The sequence below is a fragment of the Rivularia sp. UHCC 0363 genome (genome assembly GCF_034931125.1).
In the GTDB taxonomy this organism is placed as follows: Bacteria; Cyanobacteriota; Cyanobacteriia; order Cyanobacteriales; family Nostocaceae; genus Rivularia.
The window spans coordinates 53,721-71,076 of record NZ_JAYGHM010000009.1 but is presented as its reverse complement, the minus strand read 5'-3'; the positions used below and the strand labels follow the sequence as shown (position 1 = coordinate 71,076).

Below are 17,356 nucleotides of genomic sequence, written 5' to 3'. Positions count from 1 at the left end.
TTGAGATAGGATAAATAAATGCAAGATTACCACAATACAAGAATTATTGGATTTGATTTAGGACATGGAGAAACCGCATTAACTTGGGTACGTGCGGATAATCAGGAAACTAACCCGCAAAGTCTATTAATTAATAACAGAAAAAGTCAAATAACTGCGATCGCGCATCATCCACAGCGGGGAATTATCATCGGGGAAATGGCTTGTCAGCTATCTGATGCAACTGTTTTAGAAATTGCTTTTAAATCTAGAAAATTTGATGATTTCTCTTATCAAAGAACCATTAAAGAATTTGTTAACGCGATCTATCAACATTTAGTTGAGACAAATCAAATTCAAAGTACGGACACAAACTACTTTTTTGTTGGTTGTCCTTCTGGATGGTGGATAGAAGAAATTCAAACTTATCAACAACTTATTTCCGAAACTGTACCTAATTCAACCGTTGTAAAAGAGTCTCGCGGTGCTTTAATGCATGCTAAAGAAAGCGGTATTTTTACAATTCAAGAGTTAGAAAAATCGGTATTAGTAATTGATATTGGTTCTTCCACTACAGATTTTACTTTAGTTAAAGGGATGTCCGATACTCCGATAGATTTCGGATACGATTTAGGTGCATCTTTAATTGAGAAAGAAATCCTCAAGAAAACGCTGGAATTACATCGACAATATCGCAAACAAAGCGAAGATATTTTAAAATTGGGAAAACATCTCGACGATGCAGAAATTTGGCAACTAGCAGAAATAGAAAAACTAGAGCAAATTTTTAAACAAACTCCTGTATATAAAAATCGTTGCGAACTTCGCTGTCGTAAAGCCAAAGAAGAATACTTTAACTATCAAGATAATTATAAAGATGATTTAGTTAACGTTGGTAGCGAAGATATTCAAAGAAAGTTTAAATTTTCACCTTTAGTAAATGGTAAAATTATTGATGCTATCCTAAATCAACCTTTACCTGAATTAGATAATAAAAGTTGGCGCAGTGCATTCGCAAGTCAGTTACAAATCGCAAAACAAAAATTAGACAAACAGGCTATTGTACCTAGCGCAATTTTACTTACAGGTAGCGCTTCCAAAATGGGTTTTGTGTTTGATATTTGTCAAGAAATATTTCCGAATCTACCTTGTAAACGCGACGGTGAACCCGAATTATGTATTGCTAGAGGTTTAGCACGTTGGGGAAGAGTGTATATTCGTACATCCGGTTTTATGGATGAAATTAGCAAATTTTTGGATAATGAATTAACGAGTATTGTCGGTAATCATGTACCAGCATTTCTGAATAAATTAGCAGCAGAATTAGCTAACGGTTTGGTAGAAGAAGTAGTCAAACCGAGCGTTAAATCTTGGCGAGATCGAGAGATTGTTACCCTGAAAGCTTTAGAATTAGAAATTGAAAAACGAGCTAAAACATGGCTAACGGGAAGCGATGGTAATAGTAAAGTCACTAAATGCTTATTAGCTTGGTTAGCAAACGTGCAAGATGAAGTCAGAGAAGAAACCGATACTATATGCAGTAAATATGGTTTACCTTTAGGTACATTTGGTAGTAAAACTATTGACTTAGGAGACCATACTGGGAAAGTTCCGACATCCATTTCATTTGACGATTTAAGCGGACTTTCGGTATTTGTCGGACATCTGGTTGCGCTTATTGTCGGTGTCGTTCTCGCTGGTTTATTTCACGTCATAATTTTCGCTGGAATCATCGCTCCAATTATCGGAATTGTTGCTTACTTTGCTGGTGAATCATTAGTTAAAGAAACAGATATTCCCGCTTGGATACGTAAATTTGTTTCCGATAGTAGAATCAACGATTTAGCGCTTAAAAAGAAGCCAGAATTGCAGCAGAAAATCTATGAAACTTTGACAAAAGACCCGACAATTGCGATTAAATTAGGTAAATCGATTAGCGAGTGGTTGAAAGAAACTGTACAGGAACAAGCCGATCGCGCAAGGTTATTGATTGCATAAAGTTATACCCTTGTGGTGCTACGAAATCATATTTCCCATGTTCAAACCTACCGTTAACATTCCCGAAGCCTTTAAAGTAACTCGCGAACAATTCAAAGAATTAGCGATCGCAAACCATGATATAAGATTAGAACGAACCGCGACAGGAGAGTTAATCATAATGCCTCCAACGGGAAGTGAAACAGGAAACCGCAACCTGGGTATTGAAGCACAACTATGGCTGTGGAATCGTCAAACTAAGCTGGGAATAGCTTTTAATTCATCTACTGGGTTTAGTTTACCTAATGATGCAAACCGTTCTCCAGATGCATCTTGGGTAAAATTAGAACGTTGGGAAGCACTGAGTACAGAAGAAAAACAAGGTTTTGCTCCTATATGTCCCGACTTTGTTGTGGAATTGCGATCGGCTTCCGACAATATGAAATCGTTACGAGAAAAGATGCAAGAATATATCGGAAATGGAGCAAAATTGGGATGGTTAATTGACCGTAAAAACCGCAAAGTATAAGTATAGAAAGGGTCTAATGTCGAAATATTAGATAATCCCGCTTCTTTATCGGTAGGACTTACGCAACTGGCATATTTTACTCGTAGGGTGCTGTGACACTTTGCTTGATTTTAACGAAATAATAAGGATTTCGTGTCACGCACCAACCAGGATCTTGTGACAATTGCGGCCATTCCTGATCGGGTGAAAAATATTGCCGGGATTTATCTTAGATATGGCTGAAGTTTGGTAGTATTTATTAAGTATTTAAAGTTAAATTTTATTCACAACTAAACAGGCAAAACCCGCCTGCGCGGGTTATAAATATTTTATATTTTCTGGTTCCCAGGCTCAGCCTGGGAACTAAGGTTTAGAGGCTCTGCCTCCAATGATTACAACTGATGAATTCCGGCGAATTAAGCCTCTTTTTCCGGCTCAAATTCCAGCGATACACCATTCATACAATAACGTTGACCAGTAGGTTTGGGGCCATCACCAAATACATGACCCAAATGTCCACCACAGTTACTACAATGAACCTCGGTTCTAGACATAAACAATTTTCTATCTTCCGATGTCTCAATTGCACCCTCTATAGGTGCGTAAAAACTAGGCCAACCCGTACCGCTATTGAACTTAGTTTCTGAAGTAAACAGAGGCTGACCGCAACCAGCACATACGTAAGTCCCTTCGTCATAATTTTTATCTAACGAACTTGTACCAGCACGTTCTGTACCGTGTTTCCGCAAAACTTGATACTGCTCAGGTGTCAAATTTTGCTTCCATTCATCTTCAGATTTACTAACCTTAAATTGATTATTTGAAGTTGTCATAACTGCGAAAATTCCGAAAAAATAAGCTAATAATTATATTTAACCGCAATATTTCGTTACATAACACTATCTTAGGAAAGGGAGATGGGGAGATGGGGAGATGGGGGGACAAGGGGATAAAGAGAAGTAAAAATTATTAATTCCTAATTCCTCACTCCTAACTCCTAATTCCTAACTCCTCCCTATCCTAAATTATTCTTAATTCAAAATTTTCGGAACTTTGAAATATTCACCTTCTTGTTCTGGTGCGCTTTGAAGGATGGCTTCTCGATCTGGGTAGGGCTGTAATTTGTCTTCACGGGTGACGTTGCTGACATCGATCGCTCTGGTTGTGGGTAATACGTCGGTCACGTCTAGTTCGCTTAATTGCTCGAAGTAGTCGAGAATATCACCTAACTGAGTGGTGAATTTTTCTTCTTCTGCTGCTGTTAATTCTAAACGGGCAAGTTGTGCTACTTTACGTACTTGTTCGCGGTCAATCATTTTTTTTTAGTGATAATTTAACAATTAAAGATTAAGTGGTTAGTCATAAATATAGCGCTTTAAGAAACCTCACCCCGCCGTATTGCTCCCCTCTCCTTACTAAGGAGAGGGGAAGGGGTGAGGTTAATACGGTATTTTATCTAACTACTAACAACTAAAAATATACGTCAAGTTGCGATCGCCCTGTGGTTTTGAGCCAGTTTTGCGCTTCGATGTAGTTGTTGGGAGCCATGCGAATTGCTCGAACCCAGTAGTCTGCGGCTTGATCGAACAGCGCTTCTCCAGCATCTCTATCCCCTCCTTCTTTGGCTTTTTCACCTTTGAAGTGGTATATAACGGCGATGTTGTTTAAGGCTTGAGGTAAACGTGGATTCAATTCTATTGCTTCATGATATAGCTCTAATGCTTTGTCATGGTCGCCGTTACTGGCGTAAATTAACCCCATGTTATAGAGGATATAGCTCTTGTCGAAAAGGTTTTCTTCGAGTGTCAAAGCTTCTTCGTAGTTGTCTAAAGCTTCGGCATATTCACCGTCTGCTTGGGCTGACATCCCATCTCGATAGTAAACAAATGCTTCTTTAGCTTTCTGATTGGTTGGCAGAAGTTTCAATATCAGGTCTGCCATTACTGTAAAAGATTTGTCGATAAAATTATCGTTTTTCTGAGTTCTTGGCATATCTAATAATTATGATGATTTACTATCAAAAAACTGATAACGGTTAACTGTTAGAATTTCGCTTAATAGCTAATTTAACCGATCCACAGAGCAATTAACTGTTAATTTTCTTCTCTTTCTGGAGCAATGCAGTCTGGACTGCTGTGAAGCGGATTATTAACTTTTGTGCTGACTGCATAAGCACTCATCTCCTCGGCTGGGTAAGGTTGCAATAGTTGCTGTAATATTTCGGTTTCCTGTAGCGGGTCTAACCACCTTTCGTAATCTTGCTGTTGGAGCATCACCGGCATTCGATGATGAATTGGCTGCAATACTTTGTTGGCATCTGTGGTAATTATTGTACAGGAAGTTATGTTTTCATCGTCGGGATGCCATTGTTCCCACAAACCCGCAAAAGCAAAAGGCTGTTTATTTTGCAACTGAAAGTAGTATGGCTGTTTTTTCTTTTCTATACGTTTCCATTCATAAAAGCCGTCTGCAAGCACCAAACAGCGTTTGCGTTTAAAAGCCGAACGGAAAGAAGGTTTTTCTGCTAATGTTTCCGCTCTAGCATTAATCAATTTTGCTGCAATTTTGGTATCTTTTGCCCAGCTAGGAATTAATCCCCAATATAGCGATCGCAATTCACGTTGTTTATCGGAGTTATATAAAACAGCCGCTACCGTTTGCGTTGGTGCTATGTTATATCGAGCTTCCCACTCGTAATTACTAGTATCGGAGATCTCAAAAACTTCTCTTATTTCGTCTGCTTCTGCGGTCAAAGTAAATCTTCCACACATAACTTTTTTGTTTTATTACTAATAATTAAAAATCCGCGATGTATATTCTGGCACTCCCTTAACGTCAATCTGAAGATGAAAAATTGCTCCGGCACCAGTACCTTCTCTAGAACGGTCGTTACCTCCGGCAGTACTAACATAGAGTTCGTTGTAGTCAGAGCCTCCGAAAGCCATGCAGGTAACTTTCAAAGCTGGAAAAGGAATGCGTAAAACTTCGCTACCGTTAGGAGTATAACGATACAGGTGTCCTCCATCCCAACGAGCCGACCAAATGTAGCCTTCAGCATCAACAGTCATTCCGTCGGGAACTCCTTCACCCGGAAGAGTAATAATATGATGTTCTCCATTGGTAATATTGCCGGTTTCTTTGTCGTAATTGAAACGGTAAATAGTACGAGCATCCGAATCGGTAAAATAAAAGTATTTTAAATCTGGAGAAAAACCCATACCGTTGGGAACTAAAAGTCCTTCTAACATTACATGAATCGAACCATCGGTATCTATGCGGTAGAGTCTGCCTTGATCATCTGGTGTTGCCATTGTACCCGAAAAAACTCGTCCCATCGGGTCTGCGATCGCGTCGTTAAAACGGGTGTGTGTTTCTGCGGGAATTTCGTCAACTATGGTCGTAATTTTACCTTCTTCCCAACGTTCAATAGTTCCTTTGGTTTTAAATAATAGTAAAGAACCATCAACTTGGAGAGTTAAACCACCAACGGGTTCACCATAATAAATTTCTGAAAAAACATCTGTCTTTGGATAGTAGCGAAAAAGTTTTCCTTCAGGGATATCCGTCCAGTAGAGACACTGCTGCTGGGGATGCCATAAAGGACATTCAGCATTGTGGTGTTGGGAATCTACGATAATTTTGGGTTCTATCATGAGATGGGAGAAGGGTTTTTTAGAATTATCCCTTTTATTGAAACGCAAAGGTACGCAAAGGTTAACGCAAAGGTACGCAAAGGAAAAGAATATTTATATTAAGTTTTTTGTAAGCTGCTTGCCAAGCTTTAACATGAATTGTGGCAATATCTTTGACATCTTCAAGGGTCGCGGTTCTGATGGTCATACCATCTCATCTCATATTTACAAACTACAGCTTGGCTTGAGCAAGTTTAAACAAATCCTCATTTCCATAAGACCACAAAACTCTAAATTTCCAATGTTGAATTTTCCATTCAGATTCACTACTCATCAGTTGAACTGTATAGTAACCGCCCATTTCAAATATAGAATCGCCTTCGTCGTTTGGTAAAAAATGCATGGCTCGCACATGGGCTTGACAAGTTGCGCGATCGCCTTCTACTTTTACTTGATGATTGGTAATCTGGTGTTGAGTCGCTTGAAATCCCGATAAATCGTGACGAGCAGTATTCGCGATTTCTTCAGGTGACAATTGTCCGGATTCGACTCCGATTGAAGAGTAATCGAACTCAGTGGGATTCATAAACAAGCTTTGCAATTTTTCCCAATCTCGTAAATCAATCGCTAATCCAAATCGATTTACTAATTCAATAACACTCAAATGGTCTGTTAATAATTGTAATTGCTCGTTCATCAAGATTCCCCAACTAATGGGATGCTGCTCAAAACTAACTTAACCAGCAAAAGCAAAGGTTAGCTAAAATCAATATATAATTTAATTAAAATTAATAAGTACAAGTGTGGAAATCCAACAGTTAAAAGCATTGATTAAAGAGACTATGCGTGAAGTTTTAGAAGAAGAAAGACTTCGCCTTTGCCAAATTTTAATTCCTTACATAAGTGATGAAGAACAGTCCGAAATTGAAGCCGAATTTGGTGTACCTTCAAAATATGCTGATGATGAAGTTGTTGATATGACCGATTGGCTTAAAAATGACCATAAAATTTCGTAAACAAGCGATTAAATTCTTAGAAAAAGCAAATCCTGACGATGTTGAAAATATACGAGAGCAATTGAATCAAATTGTTATTGCTGTCGAAGAACTGGGAATTATTCCATTTACAGAACTAGATATCAAAAAGATGAAAGGTGATTGGGAAGGGTTCTACAGATTACGTATAGGCAAAAACAGAATTATTTTTACACTCGATCTTGAATCCAGAGACATCGAAATTTATGTAATTGGTTCGAGAGGGGATATATATAAAAAATAATTGATTGCTTAATGAACTTGTTCCGGTTGTATCAATATTTTGGGGTTCGGCAAACTTAATCTCGCTTTCTAACTAAGAATTGGGGTTGTTTGTCCCATAATCATTTGCCAGCCTCCATCGCGCTTCAAATATACATGGGAATCGCGCACTTGCTTGATATCCTGATTATTCATCTTTAGCGAAAGACGAAAATTTATAATCGCTACATTATTTGCGTACCAATGGACTTGAACCTCATCGGTAGAATAGGACTCAAGTTCGACAGTTCTAACATTGTCAAGTTCTGCTGCTTTATCTGCTAAACGACCATTTGGAAACACAGATAAAAAGTCCGAAGGTAAGATACGTTCAACTAATGCAACATCATGGTTTAGAATCGCATCCAAAAATGTTTTGTCTAGTTCTAGTAACTCTTGTTCTATTGCCTGTTGTTCGCTTAAACTCATTTTTTTTCTACTAAATACTAAAATTATTGAGATGCTTTCCAAGCGCTATAATAGGTTTCAATTTCATCAATAACCCCAATATGTTGCGGAACCCATCCCAGCAAGCGACGTGCTTTTTGTGAAGTAATAAACTCATTCTGGTCAAACCACACGCTAGTTACATCATCCTCTTGAGGTTCGCCAAATTCAATTTCGCCGTTGTAATCTGCTGCTTTGAGACAAGCTCGCATAATTTCAATACATTTAGGACGCTGTTCCTCAGCAATACAAAACACTTCACCATCGATCGCCTTACTACTTTCAACTACCCGCACATAGGCTTCTGCTAAATCTCGAACGTGTACCCAACTCCATCCTTTATCTTTATCACCACGGTAAATAGCTTTCCCCTGCTCCCCCATTTGAAACCACATCCCGGTTATGCTGGACTTCCCATCTAATCCGTACATAAAACCGGGACGCAATACAACTTTTTGACAGTTAGGAATCGGCATTGCAAACAGCTTTTGCTCTAATTCCATGCGAAAGGCTAATTTGTGGTTGGGATTAGGAGGTGTGGTTTCATCCATAACGCGCTCCGGACGTTTGCCGTAAATTGAGCAGCCTGTAGTGTAGACGAAGCAGCGATTTCTGTTTGAACTTTCTGCAACTGACTGTAACGTATCGAACAGCGTTAAATCGGTATTTTGGGGATTTTCAAAATCCATCATGGCATGAACGATCGCATCGCTATCTTCGATAAACTGACGATAACTATCAGGTTTGCTGACATCACTGATCGCTAACTCTACTTCATGTTTTTGCAATTCTTGAGCGCGGGGTTTACTGTCATCCCGTGTTAATCCATATACATGATGTCCCGACATGCGTAGTGCGATCGCAGCATAAAATCCGGCATATCCGGTTGCACCTGTTACAAGTACTTTCATTAATTTTTTCTAGAGCAGTAAAACTAAATTGATGATATTTACCTTAACGGTGTTGCTCTAAGCTCTCAATAACAAATCTTGCTAATTGTTTTCAAATCTTGCGGTTAACGTGCAATCTCTAATTTTAGATAGACGAAAGTAGCGATTGGTGCAAGTTGTTAGTTAAAACTCTCAAAGAACATAGGGAGTAGTAAAAAAAGATGCATTGCAAAGTTTCGCGAAAAATATAAAAAGAAGTGAGGGGAGGTTTTACCATTCAATGCACTGGCAGGATGAAATAAATTTATTACTTGAAAAAAAATTGAATGAACGAGTTCAGATATATTGTTGGGGCAACAAGGGAAGTACGACAGGGCTTGGTTCTTTGGGCTAGAAAAGCTAGGGAATACGTTAATACTTATTATGAAGGAAGAGAAGAAAACGCTAGAGGAACTGATTTCTATAGAGGTATCTTAAAAACCAGACAGATTGTAGATAGTTTACTAAATAAAGAAGATAGTTTTAGGGGTGTAATTGACGACCAAGGTTTATTAGCTTCTGTTTGTATAATTCAAGAAACATCTATTTTATTTGAAGACACTTATACAGATTGTTTGGAGATAGAAAGCCTTACCAATAGTCCTTGGAATACCATAGAATATCAACAATTACAAAGAAGAAAAGGTGCAGCTACATCACTAGTGGAAGGTATAATTAAAGAAAGCCAGGAAAGCGAATTGAGTAACATATTTAAGTTAATGACAATCCCAGGTGCGAAGAGATTTTACCAAAAAATTGGATTTGAGGAAACAAATGGTTCTGGGAAGATGATACTTAATCCGAATAGCGCATCAATGTTACTCCTTGACCTTGACCAAAAAAGAAATTCCGCAGCTTTTGATTGATTAAATAAGGTTTGAATTATGTCAGAACAATCATCGCAGATAGGAAGACCAAAGACTTATCAGCCAACACCTGAGCAACTGGCAAGGTGGAAAGAAATCGATGAACTTGAATCAGGAGCTATCGCAGGGCTACTCCCACCCGAAGAGGAGCAGGCAAGAATTGTTAAGGAATTTCTAGAAACTGATTTTGTGGCAGACCAGCTTGAAAAGGTTCGCGCTCACAAAGAAAAGCTTTTGCAAAAGCTGAAATCGGCTGAGGAATACGAGCATTTGCTACTTGAAGAACGACAGAAGCAATGATAAGTTTTTATACGCGATCCAGAAGATAATTTAGTTCAATTTATCCAAAAAATAAATGGCTAGCTAAGCTACTCCCGAACGAACTATTACTAAAGTTTTTTCTTATATACCGATGGAGTAATACCCGTGTGCTTGCGAAAAAAGTTGGTAAACTGTGCCGGGGTTGAGTATCCTAGTTGATAACTAATTTCTACGATTGATAGCTGCGGTATCTTTAGCAATCTTTTCGCTAATTCAATGCGTTTTTTGATTACATATTGCCAAGGAGTTAACCCCGTAGTCTGCTTGAATGCGCGGCAAAAATAATACTGGCTCATATAAATTGTTGCTGCGATCGCTTCTAAAGATAATTTTTCGTTTAAATGAGCGTGAATGTAATCTTTTGCTTGTTTTATTTTCGCGTCTTCGGGTAGTATATCCTTATTTGAAAGCGGGTTTTTTTTTAACTCGTGTAAAACTGCATCAAATGGGCAATCAAAGCAACACCTAATGATTCTGCATAAAAACGATTACCTGCTGAATTAGTTTGTAAAGCAGTTTTAAGCGACAATCCGATTTGGTGAATGAGTGGATCGGGTTGAGCAAAATGTGGCAACAGTTCAATATTATCGGAATCAAAATCGGGAATAGTTTGTGATAAAAACGATGGCTCAAGGCTGACAAGAATCAAACCTTGCTCTCCTTTAGAGTCAATCCAATGACGAGTATAAGCAGGTACAACACAAACATCCCCGACATGAATCTGTTCTTGTGAGAAGCGATCGCCCAATTTGCGCTGTGCTTCGACAATTCCTTTAGTTTGAATTGCGATAACGTGCTGCGTGGGATAATGCTCTGGAGTTTCATGCGATGGAGAATCATGATATTCCAGGTACATTCCATCCCAACCAGCTTGATGAGAAGAAAGTAGATTTGGATGGGAAAGTACTTGTGATGTTGCTTTTTCCTGACTGAAGTTGACTGCAATTATTTTGTCTGATGCCACCATTGTCTGCTATCAATATTTTATGAGTATTCGGCTTCGTTAATTCAAAAACTCAATCCCATTTTTTTTAGCAGCCGAGACAATTTTATTAATGTCCAATTCACTAGTCTTAGAAGTAATCTTTGATTCGTCTTTTAAGAGAGTACCTACTTCCGATAACATCTTGGGTAAAGCATCACTTCGACTTACTACTAAAACTTTTCCTTCTCCCGTGCCAATATGTTTAAAGCCAAAAGGAACACCCGAAGGAATGGAAACAATCTCACCTTGGGTTACTTTGGTATTTTGCTCTGGCTCGGAGAAAGCAAACTCAAAGTCTCCTTTAATAATGTATATTTCTTCTGGAGCCTGAAGAACGTGTTTTCTTAACAGCAACCCTTCATATTTAGATGGCTGAGTTATTTCAGTTTTAGAGATAACTTGAGAAGTATTGCTATTAAAAGGTTTATAGGTATTAAAAGTTTTATAGGTAAATATTTCTCTTCCTATTGCTACAGTTTTACTATAGTTGGGATGAAAAACTGATATATTTTGAGAGGTTAAGGCAGCGGCAAAATCTGAAGTCGGATATATTGTGGCTGTTAAAGACACAAATAAAACGAAGAAAAGAGAAATTATTGTTTTCATCATAATTTTTGGTTGTTAAATTAGTTAATACAGTGCGAGTCTTTTTTAATATTCTGATAAACGAACGATCGCTTATGCCAAACCACCATTAGCGCGAATATTTTGCCCTGTAATCCACCGAGAATCATCGCTAGCTAAAAAAGCAACTACATCGGCAATATCTTCTACTTCTCCAATTCTTCCTAAAGCTGCCATATCGCCAAATTTCTTGATTTGTGCTTCGGTTTTACCTTCACGAAATAAAGCAGTATCTGTAGGTCCCGGAGAGACAGCGTTAACTGTAATAAGCTGCTACGCATTTAATTTGTATAGTACTAGCGAGCAAGATGCATGTCCTTACGGACACGCTGCGCTACCGCACTACAACCTTTTCAAATTTTCGCATTATCTAATTTAGCTGCACATCAGCTTACCACGGCTTCCCACTTCTTTCGCCAACACTCGCGTAACTTGTTCTACCGCTCCCTTGGTGGCAACATATGCGCTGTAATTCGGCAGCATCATAGCCGTAGTGGTACTGGAAATATTAATTATTCGTCCCCCTTCATTCATCCGTTTAACCGCTTGCTGGCAGGCGAAATAAGTACCTTTGATGTTGACAGCAACAATTTTGTCAAAGTCTGCTTCTGTTATTTCTACTAAAGGTTTGTAGATGACAATTCCAGCACAGTTAACTAAAATATCGACTTGTCCCAACTTATCAACAGTTTGCTCAAATAAACTTTCGATTTCAGCAACTTTACCGACATCAGCTTGTAAAGAAATTGCCTTTCCTCCCTGCTGTTTGATTTCTTCTACTGTTTCGTTGGCTTTGTCTACACTGTGGGAATAATTGATGACTACTGCTGCACCATCTGAAGCGAGTTTAGTGGCGATCGCCTTTCCGATTCCTTTCGATGAACCCGTGATAATTGCGACTTTTCCGTTTAATTTTGTCATTTTTATGTTTCAAATAATTAAATCAATTTGTCTTTAACACGGCTTATTTAATCTCGCTCAATAATTTCTCAGCTTCACCTATTTTGAGGTTTTTATTATAAAGTGGAGCATCGGGTTCAAAAATACTGCTTTCGCTTAGATCCCCTATGTCTTGAGCAGCAAATCCAATTTCTTCAATTAGTTTTGTTACTGTTTGTTTTGCTTGAGCATCATCTCCAGCAATTTGAACGGCTATACGGTTTTCTCCCGATTGAAATGCTTTTTCTTCTAGCACCTTAAAATAAATAGAATTGAAAGCTTTAACGGTTTTCGCTCGTGGAAATAAACTAGCGACATAACCTGTTGCGGTTTGTGATTCGTCATCGATAACTTTTTGAGCTATATCTCCATCTCTTTGGGGATAGGGATTACCTGCATCGATAAGAATTTTGTTATCCAAACTGCCTATTTGTTGCGCTACATCAGGCACTTTTCCATAAGGAATTGCCAGTAAAATTACCTCACCAAAAGCAGCAGTTTCTTCTGCTGTACCAACTTTTGCTTGTACTTCTTGTGCCATGTCTTGCAATTCTTCGGGATGTCTGGAACTAAACATGACTTCATGTCCCACCTTTGCCCAATGTTTCCCCAAAGTTCCGCCAATATTACCCGAACCAATAATACCAATTTTCATGATTTTTCTCGTTGTTGTAAGTTTTGTAACAGTAACTTTTCCTAACAGTTATGACCGATTCAAAAGACTGCAAATCGTATCAACATCAGTCATCACAGCATCAGCAGTAAATTTAATACTCTCCAAAGAACGCTTTCCGGCTTCATCATTTCCGGCTCCACAAGCATCCGTAACGATAACCGGAATGTAACCTCGATCGGCTCCATGACGAACCGTTGGCTCGATGCCAATTTCCGTAGCTATACCGACAATCGCAAAGGAATTAATCCCGCAATCTCTTAAAGCGATATCTAAAAAAGTCCCCTCAAAAGCAGACATAGTAATTTTGTCGAAGACTACCTCTGAAGCAAGAGGAGATAGTTCGGGAATCAGTTGAAAACCGTCGGAATCTCGCAAAAACCAAGGATTGACTTCATCAACTTTATCAGTTCCCTGCCAAGTCATTGCCTGACGCAGTTGAAAAACTCCCGCAGCTTCTTTTGGTAACGATAAATGACGGCAGAAAAATACTCTAAATCCTCCTTTGCGAGCCGCTTCGAGGACTTTTACAATGTTATTTGTAATTCTTTGAGTTTTTTCTTTTGGTAATTGGCTCATAATGCCAACTTGCATATCGTAAACCAAAAGAGCCATACGTTCTGGATGACAGATTTCTTCTAAATTTTGAGGTATTTCTAAACCAAAAGCACGTTCCATTTTATTACCGCGATTATTATTAGGACAAAACTCGCAATGCTACTGTTCGCTGTAATTCCACAACAATCCACCATCAACATAAAAAGTTGAGCCAGTAATGTATTTAGCTTCATCGGAAGCGAGAAATGCAACTATTCCTGAAACATCTTCGGGTTCTCCCAAACGTCCCAAGGGAATATTTTGAGTAACTTTTTTTAACTGTTCGGGATTGTTGAGTAAATTTGTGTTGATCGGAGTGTTAATAGTTCCAGGTGCAACGTTATTAATTGTAATTCCTAAGGGTCCCAACTCTACTGCTAAATTCCGCATAATCATTTTTACACCGCCTTTACTCGCGCAATAGGAAGTAAAGTGAGGAAAAGGCAGTTCTTCGTGAACGGAACTAATATTAATAATTATGCCTTTGTTATTAGTTTGGCGAAAATGTTTGACTACTGCTTGAGTTGCAAAAAATACGGCTTTGAGGTTGATATTTAACACTAGATCGTAATCATCTTCAGTGACATCCCAAAAATCAGCACGTTTTTCTAAACCTGCATTGTTAACTAAAAGATCGACCTTACCAAAATGATTAATACTTTCTTGAACTAAGTTATTAATCTCGTCAACTTTACTTAAATCGGCTTTGACAATGTGACCTTCACCACCAGCTTTTTCGACTTTTTCTTTAGATTCCTTGGCTTCGTCGGGATGGGAACGGTAGTTAACAACAACTTTCGCACCTTCTCGCGCCAAACGTTCGCAAATCGCTTCTCCGATACCGCCGCTACCACCTGTAACTATTGCAACTTTTCCTTCTAATTTCATGGTCTTAATGTTGTTTATTTCACTGATTTTGGTTGGTTCATAGTAAGGACTTAAGTCCTTAATATAAGAGTTAAAACTCTTACTACAAACTTTTTAACTTTGTAAAAAGAGTAATCCAAAATCTAAAATCTATTGACGCGGAAGCGTCTTCCCGTAGGGTAATCCAAAATCGCATCACCAAGGCAATACTTCGCCGTTGGAATGCCAGAATGTTCCGGTATTTTCCATATTTAATTGATCAATCCGAGCTAATAATCCTTTAACTGATTCTTCTGTGGTAATTCCTGAAAAGCCAGTCATGCGGGTTTTAACTAATCCTGGATGCAGAATCGCGATCGCAATACCTTTTGATTTCAAGTCTTCTGATAACGATTTACCCGCCATTGATAAAGCAACTTTCGACATCCGATAACCGTAGGAACCACCACTCGTATTGTCATCAATCGAACCCATACGGCTAGTCATCATAATAACTTTGGAACCCGATTTTAAGTTATTTAATAAAGCCTGAGTTAACCTCAAAGGACCAACTGCATTAACTTCAAATTGCCTGCGAATGCTCTCAAAATCTAAGTTATCGAGACTGACTCGCTCTATAATTCCGGCATTATTAATTAAAACATCGAGGGTTTTACCGTTAAGTCGTTTAACTAATTTAGCAACCGAAGATTCAGAAGTAATATCAATGTCTGTTTCTATTTGTACATCTAAAGCTTTTAACTCATCTGATAGCGATCGACATACAGCAATAACGTTATCACCACGCTCTTTGAGTTGACGGCAATATTCTAAGCCGATACCTCGATTTGCACCCGTTACTAGATAAGTTGACATTTCTAAGTCCTTTTCTAATCGTTATTTACAGATAAAATAAGTTCGTAAAGATGATGTTCGTTTTCAGCAATTCCTTCCCAATAAGGATCGCTACCAAATCCAGGCTGCTTTTTTAAATTTTCAATGGCTTCTTGATTGCTCCACTGTCCGTAATTAATTACGCGAGTTCCGTCGAGACTGCGATGAAAGTTAGCCGAAACTAATCCCGGTAATTTCATTGCTTTTACTACGTTTTCTTGCGCTAATTCAATCATCCGGGGTTGATTTTCTGGCTGCATTTTGAATTCAGCAAAATGGTAAATATATTTTTTATCTATTTTTGGTATTCCTTCTTTATATTCAGAAATAACTACTTCATAAACATGGATATCTGGATTAAATTCTATGATTTTTGCTGCTTTTTTCTTGACTTCGGGATTGTTAATAAAGTTTTCAAAGTCTTCCTTCGTTTTCCACTGAGCGTAATTAGCAACTTTTACACCGTCTAAACTTTTGTGTATATTAGCAGAAACGAAACCAGGTTGTTGTTTTCCTTTATCGTAAAATTCTGCAATAGTATCTATTAATTCTTGTTGTCGCTCTACTTCAACGTTAAAAATCACGATCGCGGTGGCAACTTCATTATTGGTCGCAATGGTAGGCATTTATATCTCCTTTCCTTTATTTACTATGAGTTTATAAGTAAAGGCGTTTTTGGTATTAGAATTACCCCAACTGAGATTAAAAGTTTTGCGGAAAAAAGTAAATCTTACTTTAGAAATATTTTTTTTAATCAAAAGACTGAATTATTTTTAAAGCTCATATCAACAAGTTAATTTTTTAGTTTATTCATTATTTGTTACAATGAAAGACAGTTAATATTTAATCTATTTCGTAAGGGAGGAGATGTCATGCAACGTCTCATACAGGTTTTTCAAAACAGTTTTATCCGCGTTATTGCTCTATTTTCTGTTTTATTTCGTTCAATCTTTGGTTTTCTAGGAAATATCTTTGGTATTTTTGGTAAGACATTCGGAATTTCTAATTCAGATTCAGGGTATTACGTTGATTCCGACACTAAAAAAGCCATAGAAGAATCTACAACTAAAGCCAAAATACCCGTCGCAACGGTGAAAACTCCCGAACCTGCTACTGGTAATAGCCGTCGTCGTCCGAAGAAATCTGATATGGACAATTTCATGAGAATGGCAAAAGAAATCAAAAAAGGTTAATTCAGATAAATATTAATGTAGAGACGTTGCAATGCAACGTCTTTCTTAATTATGAAACAAACAGATATTTTATTGGTAAAATGCAAAACGCGATCGCACAAGCTGCGGAATTTTTACAAACCAAAAGCACAAAACCTCCCGCATCGGCAGATGTTGTAGCAGCGTTAATTGAAGCCGAAAAAACGGCTAAACAAACCAAAATTAATTATAGCTATTCGCAGTTATTAGGTAATTGGAGATTGGGATTTATTACCGGAACTAAAAAGACTCGCAAACGTGCGGGAGTTGTTTTAGGTGCAGGTAAATTTTTAACAAAACTGGTGAAAATTCAACTTGCTTACAGTCAATCAGAATCGCAAAAAAAAGCAGTTGAAAATTCTGTAGAATTCGGTTTATTAAAAATAGTTTTAACAGGTCCCGTACAGTTTTATTCTAAAAAAAACATCCTTGCATTTGACTTTACGAGAATGCAGCTATCTTTATCAGGATTAAAGCTATATCAAGGTTATATTCGCGGTGGGAAAGACCGAGAAACAGCTTTTGATAAACAAAGTTTAAAACAGCAAGCATTTTTTACCTACTTCTTAATAGAAGATAGCTACATTGCTGCAAGAGGGAAAGGTGGAGGTTTGGCTTTATGGACAAAGGAAA

General features: G+C 38.0%; 24 protein-coding genes and 2 pseudogenes. 8 read left to right on the top strand and 18 right to left on the bottom strand.

Translation table 11 applies throughout. The annotated features are described in order from the left end of the window. Nucleotides 1–18 precede the first annotated feature (18 nt). Together VB797_RS07585 and VB797_RS07580 are read left to right on the top strand one after the other, a co-directional pair. Nucleotides 19–1,977, top strand: coding sequence for a hypothetical protein (locus VB797_RS07585; RefSeq protein ID WP_323237061.1), 1,959 nt, complete (start codon nucleotides 19–21; stop codon nucleotides 1,975–1,977). 37 nt (nucleotides 1,978–2,014) lie between these two features. Further along, nucleotides 2,015–2,581: pseudogene (locus VB797_RS07580) on the top strand (Uma2 family endonuclease). A gap of 299 nt (nucleotides 2,582–2,880) precedes the next feature. On the opposite strand, the gene msrB reads toward VB797_RS07580, so the two are convergent. The 7 genes from msrB to VB797_RS07545 all read right to left on the bottom strand — a co-directional run bounded on the left by msrB (nucleotide 2,881) and on the right by VB797_RS07545 (nucleotide 6,793). Beyond that, nucleotides 2,881–3,297 carry a peptide-methionine (R)-S-oxide reductase MsrB gene (gene msrB, locus VB797_RS07575; RefSeq protein WP_323237060.1) on the bottom strand — a complete coding sequence of 139 codons (417 nt, stop codon included), beginning with the start codon at nucleotides 3,295–3,297 and terminating at the stop codon, nucleotides 2,881–2,883. Nucleotides 3,298–3,495: 198 nt separating this feature from the next. Further along, entirely contained in the window at nucleotides 3,496–3,780 is a 285-nt protein-coding gene (gene gatC / locus VB797_RS07570) for an Asp-tRNA(Asn)/Glu-tRNA(Gln) amidotransferase subunit GatC (RefSeq protein WP_323237059.1), read from the bottom strand. A gap of 154 nt (nucleotides 3,781–3,934) precedes the next feature. Then, nucleotides 3,935–4,456, bottom strand: coding sequence for a photosystem I assembly protein Ycf3 (locus VB797_RS07565; RefSeq protein ID WP_323237058.1), 522 nt, complete (start codon nucleotides 4,454–4,456; stop codon nucleotides 3,935–3,937). Nucleotides 4,457–4,557: 101 nt separating this feature from the next. Further along, nucleotides 4,558–5,235, bottom strand: a complete 678-nt coding sequence (locus VB797_RS07560) for an SOS response-associated peptidase (protein ID WP_323237057.1) — start codon at nucleotides 5,233–5,235, stop codon at nucleotides 4,558–4,560. An 18-nt stretch (nucleotides 5,236–5,253) separates the two neighbouring features. After that, entirely contained in the window at nucleotides 5,254–6,117 is an 864-nt protein-coding gene (locus tag VB797_RS07555) for an SMP-30/gluconolactonase/LRE family protein (protein ID WP_323237056.1), read from the bottom strand. A gap of 61 nt (nucleotides 6,118–6,178) precedes the next feature. Next, on the bottom strand, nucleotides 6,179–6,304 hold the full coding sequence (locus tag VB797_RS07550; RefSeq protein WP_323237055.1) for a hypothetical protein: 126 nt from the start codon (nucleotides 6,302–6,304) through the stop codon (nucleotides 6,179–6,181). Nucleotides 6,305–6,328: 24 nt separating this feature from the next. Continuing rightward, nucleotides 6,329–6,793, bottom strand: a complete 465-nt coding sequence (locus tag VB797_RS07545) for a nuclear transport factor 2 family protein (RefSeq protein ID WP_323237054.1) — start codon at nucleotides 6,791–6,793, stop codon at nucleotides 6,329–6,331. 106 nt (nucleotides 6,794–6,899) lie between these two features. On the opposite strand from VB797_RS07545, the gene VB797_RS07540 reads away from it, so the two are divergent. Together VB797_RS07540 and VB797_RS07535 are read left to right on the top strand one after the other, a co-directional pair. Continuing rightward, nucleotides 6,900–7,112, top strand: coding sequence for a hypothetical protein (locus VB797_RS07540; protein WP_323237053.1), 213 nt, complete (start codon nucleotides 6,900–6,902; stop codon nucleotides 7,110–7,112). Then, nucleotides 7,093–7,374: a type II toxin-antitoxin system RelE/ParE family toxin gene (locus tag VB797_RS07535; protein WP_323237052.1), complete on the top strand. Its 282-nt coding sequence runs from the start codon at nucleotides 7,093–7,095 to the stop codon at nucleotides 7,372–7,374. The genes VB797_RS07540 and VB797_RS07535 overlap by 20 nt, the downstream gene beginning before the upstream one ends. 68 nt (nucleotides 7,375–7,442) lie before the next feature. On the opposite strand, the gene VB797_RS07530 is transcribed toward VB797_RS07535, so the two are convergent. Then, a complete protein-coding gene (locus tag VB797_RS07530; protein ID WP_323237051.1) occupies nucleotides 7,443–7,820 on the bottom strand; it encodes a nuclear transport factor 2 family protein in 378 nt (125 codons plus the stop codon). Between the two features lie 23 nt (nucleotides 7,821–7,843). After that, entirely contained in the window at nucleotides 7,844–8,749 is a 906-nt protein-coding gene (locus VB797_RS07525; protein WP_323237050.1) for an NAD-dependent epimerase/dehydratase family protein, read from the bottom strand. Between the two features lie 305 nt (nucleotides 8,750–9,054). Between VB797_RS07525 and VB797_RS07520 the strand changes: the two genes are divergently transcribed. Both VB797_RS07520 and VB797_RS07515 read left to right on the top strand, forming a co-directional pair. Next, the gene (locus tag VB797_RS07520; protein WP_323237049.1) at nucleotides 9,055–9,633 is read left to right on the top strand and encodes a GNAT family N-acetyltransferase; all 579 of its coding nucleotides are present in this window, start codon (nucleotides 9,055–9,057) and stop codon (nucleotides 9,631–9,633) included. Nucleotides 9,634–9,651: 18 nt separating this feature from the next. Beyond that, the gene (locus tag VB797_RS07515; protein WP_323237048.1) at nucleotides 9,652–9,933 is read left to right on the top strand and encodes a hypothetical protein; all 282 of its coding nucleotides are present in this window, start codon (nucleotides 9,652–9,654) and stop codon (nucleotides 9,931–9,933) included. 89 nt (nucleotides 9,934–10,022) lie between these two features. On the opposite strand, the gene VB797_RS07510 is transcribed toward VB797_RS07515, so the two are convergent. The 9 genes and pseudogenes from VB797_RS07510 to VB797_RS07470 all read right to left on the bottom strand — a co-directional run bounded on the left by VB797_RS07510 (nucleotide 10,023) and on the right by VB797_RS07470 (nucleotide 16,138). Then, nucleotides 10,023–10,307 (bottom strand): AraC family transcriptional regulator, encoded by a 285-nt coding sequence (locus VB797_RS07510; RefSeq protein WP_323237124.1) that lies wholly within the window; start codon nucleotides 10,305–10,307, stop codon nucleotides 10,023–10,025. 68 nt (nucleotides 10,308–10,375) lie between these two features. Continuing rightward, nucleotides 10,376–10,921 (bottom strand): hypothetical protein, encoded by a 546-nt coding sequence (locus VB797_RS07505; RefSeq protein ID WP_323237047.1) that lies wholly within the window; start codon nucleotides 10,919–10,921, stop codon nucleotides 10,376–10,378. A 36-nt stretch (nucleotides 10,922–10,957) separates the two neighbouring features. Beyond that, nucleotides 10,958–11,548 (bottom strand): cupin domain-containing protein, encoded by a 591-nt coding sequence (locus VB797_RS07500; protein ID WP_323237046.1) that lies wholly within the window; start codon nucleotides 11,546–11,548, stop codon nucleotides 10,958–10,960. A 69-nt stretch (nucleotides 11,549–11,617) separates the two neighbouring features. After that, nucleotides 11,618–12,484: pseudogene (locus VB797_RS07495) on the bottom strand (SDR family oxidoreductase). 43 nt (nucleotides 12,485–12,527) lie between these two features. After that, nucleotides 12,528–13,157: an NADPH-dependent F420 reductase gene (locus VB797_RS07490; RefSeq protein WP_323237045.1), complete on the bottom strand. Its 630-nt coding sequence runs from the start codon at nucleotides 13,155–13,157 to the stop codon at nucleotides 12,528–12,530. 48 nt (nucleotides 13,158–13,205) lie between these two features. After that, complete coding sequence (locus VB797_RS07485) at nucleotides 13,206–13,853, bottom strand: cysteine hydrolase (protein WP_323237044.1); 648 nt, start codon at nucleotides 13,851–13,853, stop codon at nucleotides 13,206–13,208. A gap of 39 nt (nucleotides 13,854–13,892) precedes the next feature. Continuing rightward, nucleotides 13,893–14,660 (bottom strand): glucose 1-dehydrogenase, encoded by a 768-nt coding sequence (locus VB797_RS07480; protein WP_323237043.1) that lies wholly within the window; start codon nucleotides 14,658–14,660, stop codon nucleotides 13,893–13,895. Nucleotides 14,661–14,834: 174 nt separating this feature from the next. Beyond that, entirely contained in the window at nucleotides 14,835–15,494 is a 660-nt protein-coding gene (locus tag VB797_RS07475; protein ID WP_323237042.1) for an SDR family oxidoreductase, read from the bottom strand. A gap of 14 nt (nucleotides 15,495–15,508) precedes the next feature. Further along, complete coding sequence (locus VB797_RS07470) at nucleotides 15,509–16,138, bottom strand: antibiotic biosynthesis monooxygenase (protein ID WP_323237041.1); 630 nt, start codon at nucleotides 16,136–16,138, stop codon at nucleotides 15,509–15,511. 246 nt (nucleotides 16,139–16,384) lie between these two features. Here VB797_RS07470 and VB797_RS07465 point away from each other — a divergent pair, with 246 nt between their 5' ends. After that, on the top strand, nucleotides 16,385–16,705 hold the full coding sequence (locus VB797_RS07465) for a threonine dehydratase (protein ID WP_323237040.1): 321 nt from the start codon (nucleotides 16,385–16,387) through the stop codon (nucleotides 16,703–16,705). A gap of 80 nt (nucleotides 16,706–16,785) precedes the next feature. After that, nucleotides 16,786–17,356, top strand: a 571-nt coding sequence (locus VB797_RS07460; RefSeq protein ID WP_323237039.1) for a hypothetical protein, incomplete at its 3' end; no start/stop codon positions are given.

Coding starts and splice junctions, on each gene's coding strand:
- VB797_RS07585 (WP_323237061.1), top strand. CDS start 19: ATGCAAGATTACCACAATACAAGAATTATTGGATTTGATTTAGGACAT.
- msrB (WP_323237060.1), bottom strand. CDS start 3,297: ATGACAACTTCAAATAATCAATTTAAGGTTAGTAAATCTGAAGATGAA.
- gatC (WP_323237059.1), bottom strand. CDS start 3,780: ATGATTGACCGCGAACAAGTACGTAAAGTAGCACAACTTGCCCGTTTA.
- VB797_RS07565 (WP_323237058.1), bottom strand. CDS start 4,456: ATGCCAAGAACTCAGAAAAACGATAATTTTATCGACAAATCTTTTACA.
- VB797_RS07560 (WP_323237057.1), bottom strand. CDS start 5,235: ATGTGTGGAAGATTTACTTTGACCGCAGAAGCAGACGAAATAAGAGAA.
- VB797_RS07555 (WP_323237056.1), bottom strand. CDS start 6,117: ATGATAGAACCCAAAATTATCGTAGATTCCCAACACCACAATGCTGAA.
- VB797_RS07550 (WP_323237055.1), bottom strand. CDS start 6,304: ATGACCATCAGAACCGCGACCCTTGAAGATGTCAAAGATATTGCCACA.
- VB797_RS07545 (WP_323237054.1), bottom strand. CDS start 6,793: ATGAACGAGCAATTACAATTATTAACAGACCATTTGAGTGTTATTGAA.
- VB797_RS07535 (WP_323237052.1), top strand. CDS start 7,093: ATGACCATAAAATTTCGTAAACAAGCGATTAAATTCTTAGAAAAAGCA.
- VB797_RS07530 (WP_323237051.1), bottom strand. CDS start 7,820: ATGAGTTTAAGCGAACAACAGGCAATAGAACAAGAGTTACTAGAACTA.
- VB797_RS07525 (WP_323237050.1), bottom strand. CDS start 8,749: ATGAAAGTACTTGTAACAGGTGCAACCGGATATGCCGGATTTTATGCT.
- VB797_RS07520 (WP_323237049.1), top strand. CDS start 9,055: ATGAACGAGTTCAGATATATTGTTGGGGCAACAAGGGAAGTACGACAG.
- VB797_RS07515 (WP_323237048.1), top strand. CDS start 9,652: ATGTCAGAACAATCATCGCAGATAGGAAGACCAAAGACTTATCAGCCA.
- VB797_RS07505 (WP_323237047.1), bottom strand. CDS start 10,921: ATGGTGGCATCAGACAAAATAATTGCAGTCAACTTCAGTCAGGAAAAA.
- VB797_RS07500 (WP_323237046.1), bottom strand. CDS start 11,548: ATGATGAAAACAATAATTTCTCTTTTCTTCGTTTTATTTGTGTCTTTA.
- VB797_RS07490 (WP_323237045.1), bottom strand. CDS start 13,157: ATGAAAATTGGTATTATTGGTTCGGGTAATATTGGCGGAACTTTGGGG.
- VB797_RS07485 (WP_323237044.1), bottom strand. CDS start 13,853: ATGGAACGTGCTTTTGGTTTAGAAATACCTCAAAATTTAGAAGAAATC.
- VB797_RS07480 (WP_323237043.1), bottom strand. CDS start 14,660: ATGAAATTAGAAGGAAAAGTTGCAATAGTTACAGGTGGTAGCGGCGGT.
- VB797_RS07475 (WP_323237042.1), bottom strand. CDS start 15,494: ATGTCAACTTATCTAGTAACGGGTGCAAATCGAGGTATCGGCTTAGAA.
- VB797_RS07470 (WP_323237041.1), bottom strand. CDS start 16,138: ATGCCTACCATTGCGACCAATAATGAAGTTGCCACCGCGATCGTGATT.
- VB797_RS07465 (WP_323237040.1), top strand. CDS start 16,385: ATGCAACGTCTCATACAGGTTTTTCAAAACAGTTTTATCCGCGTTATT.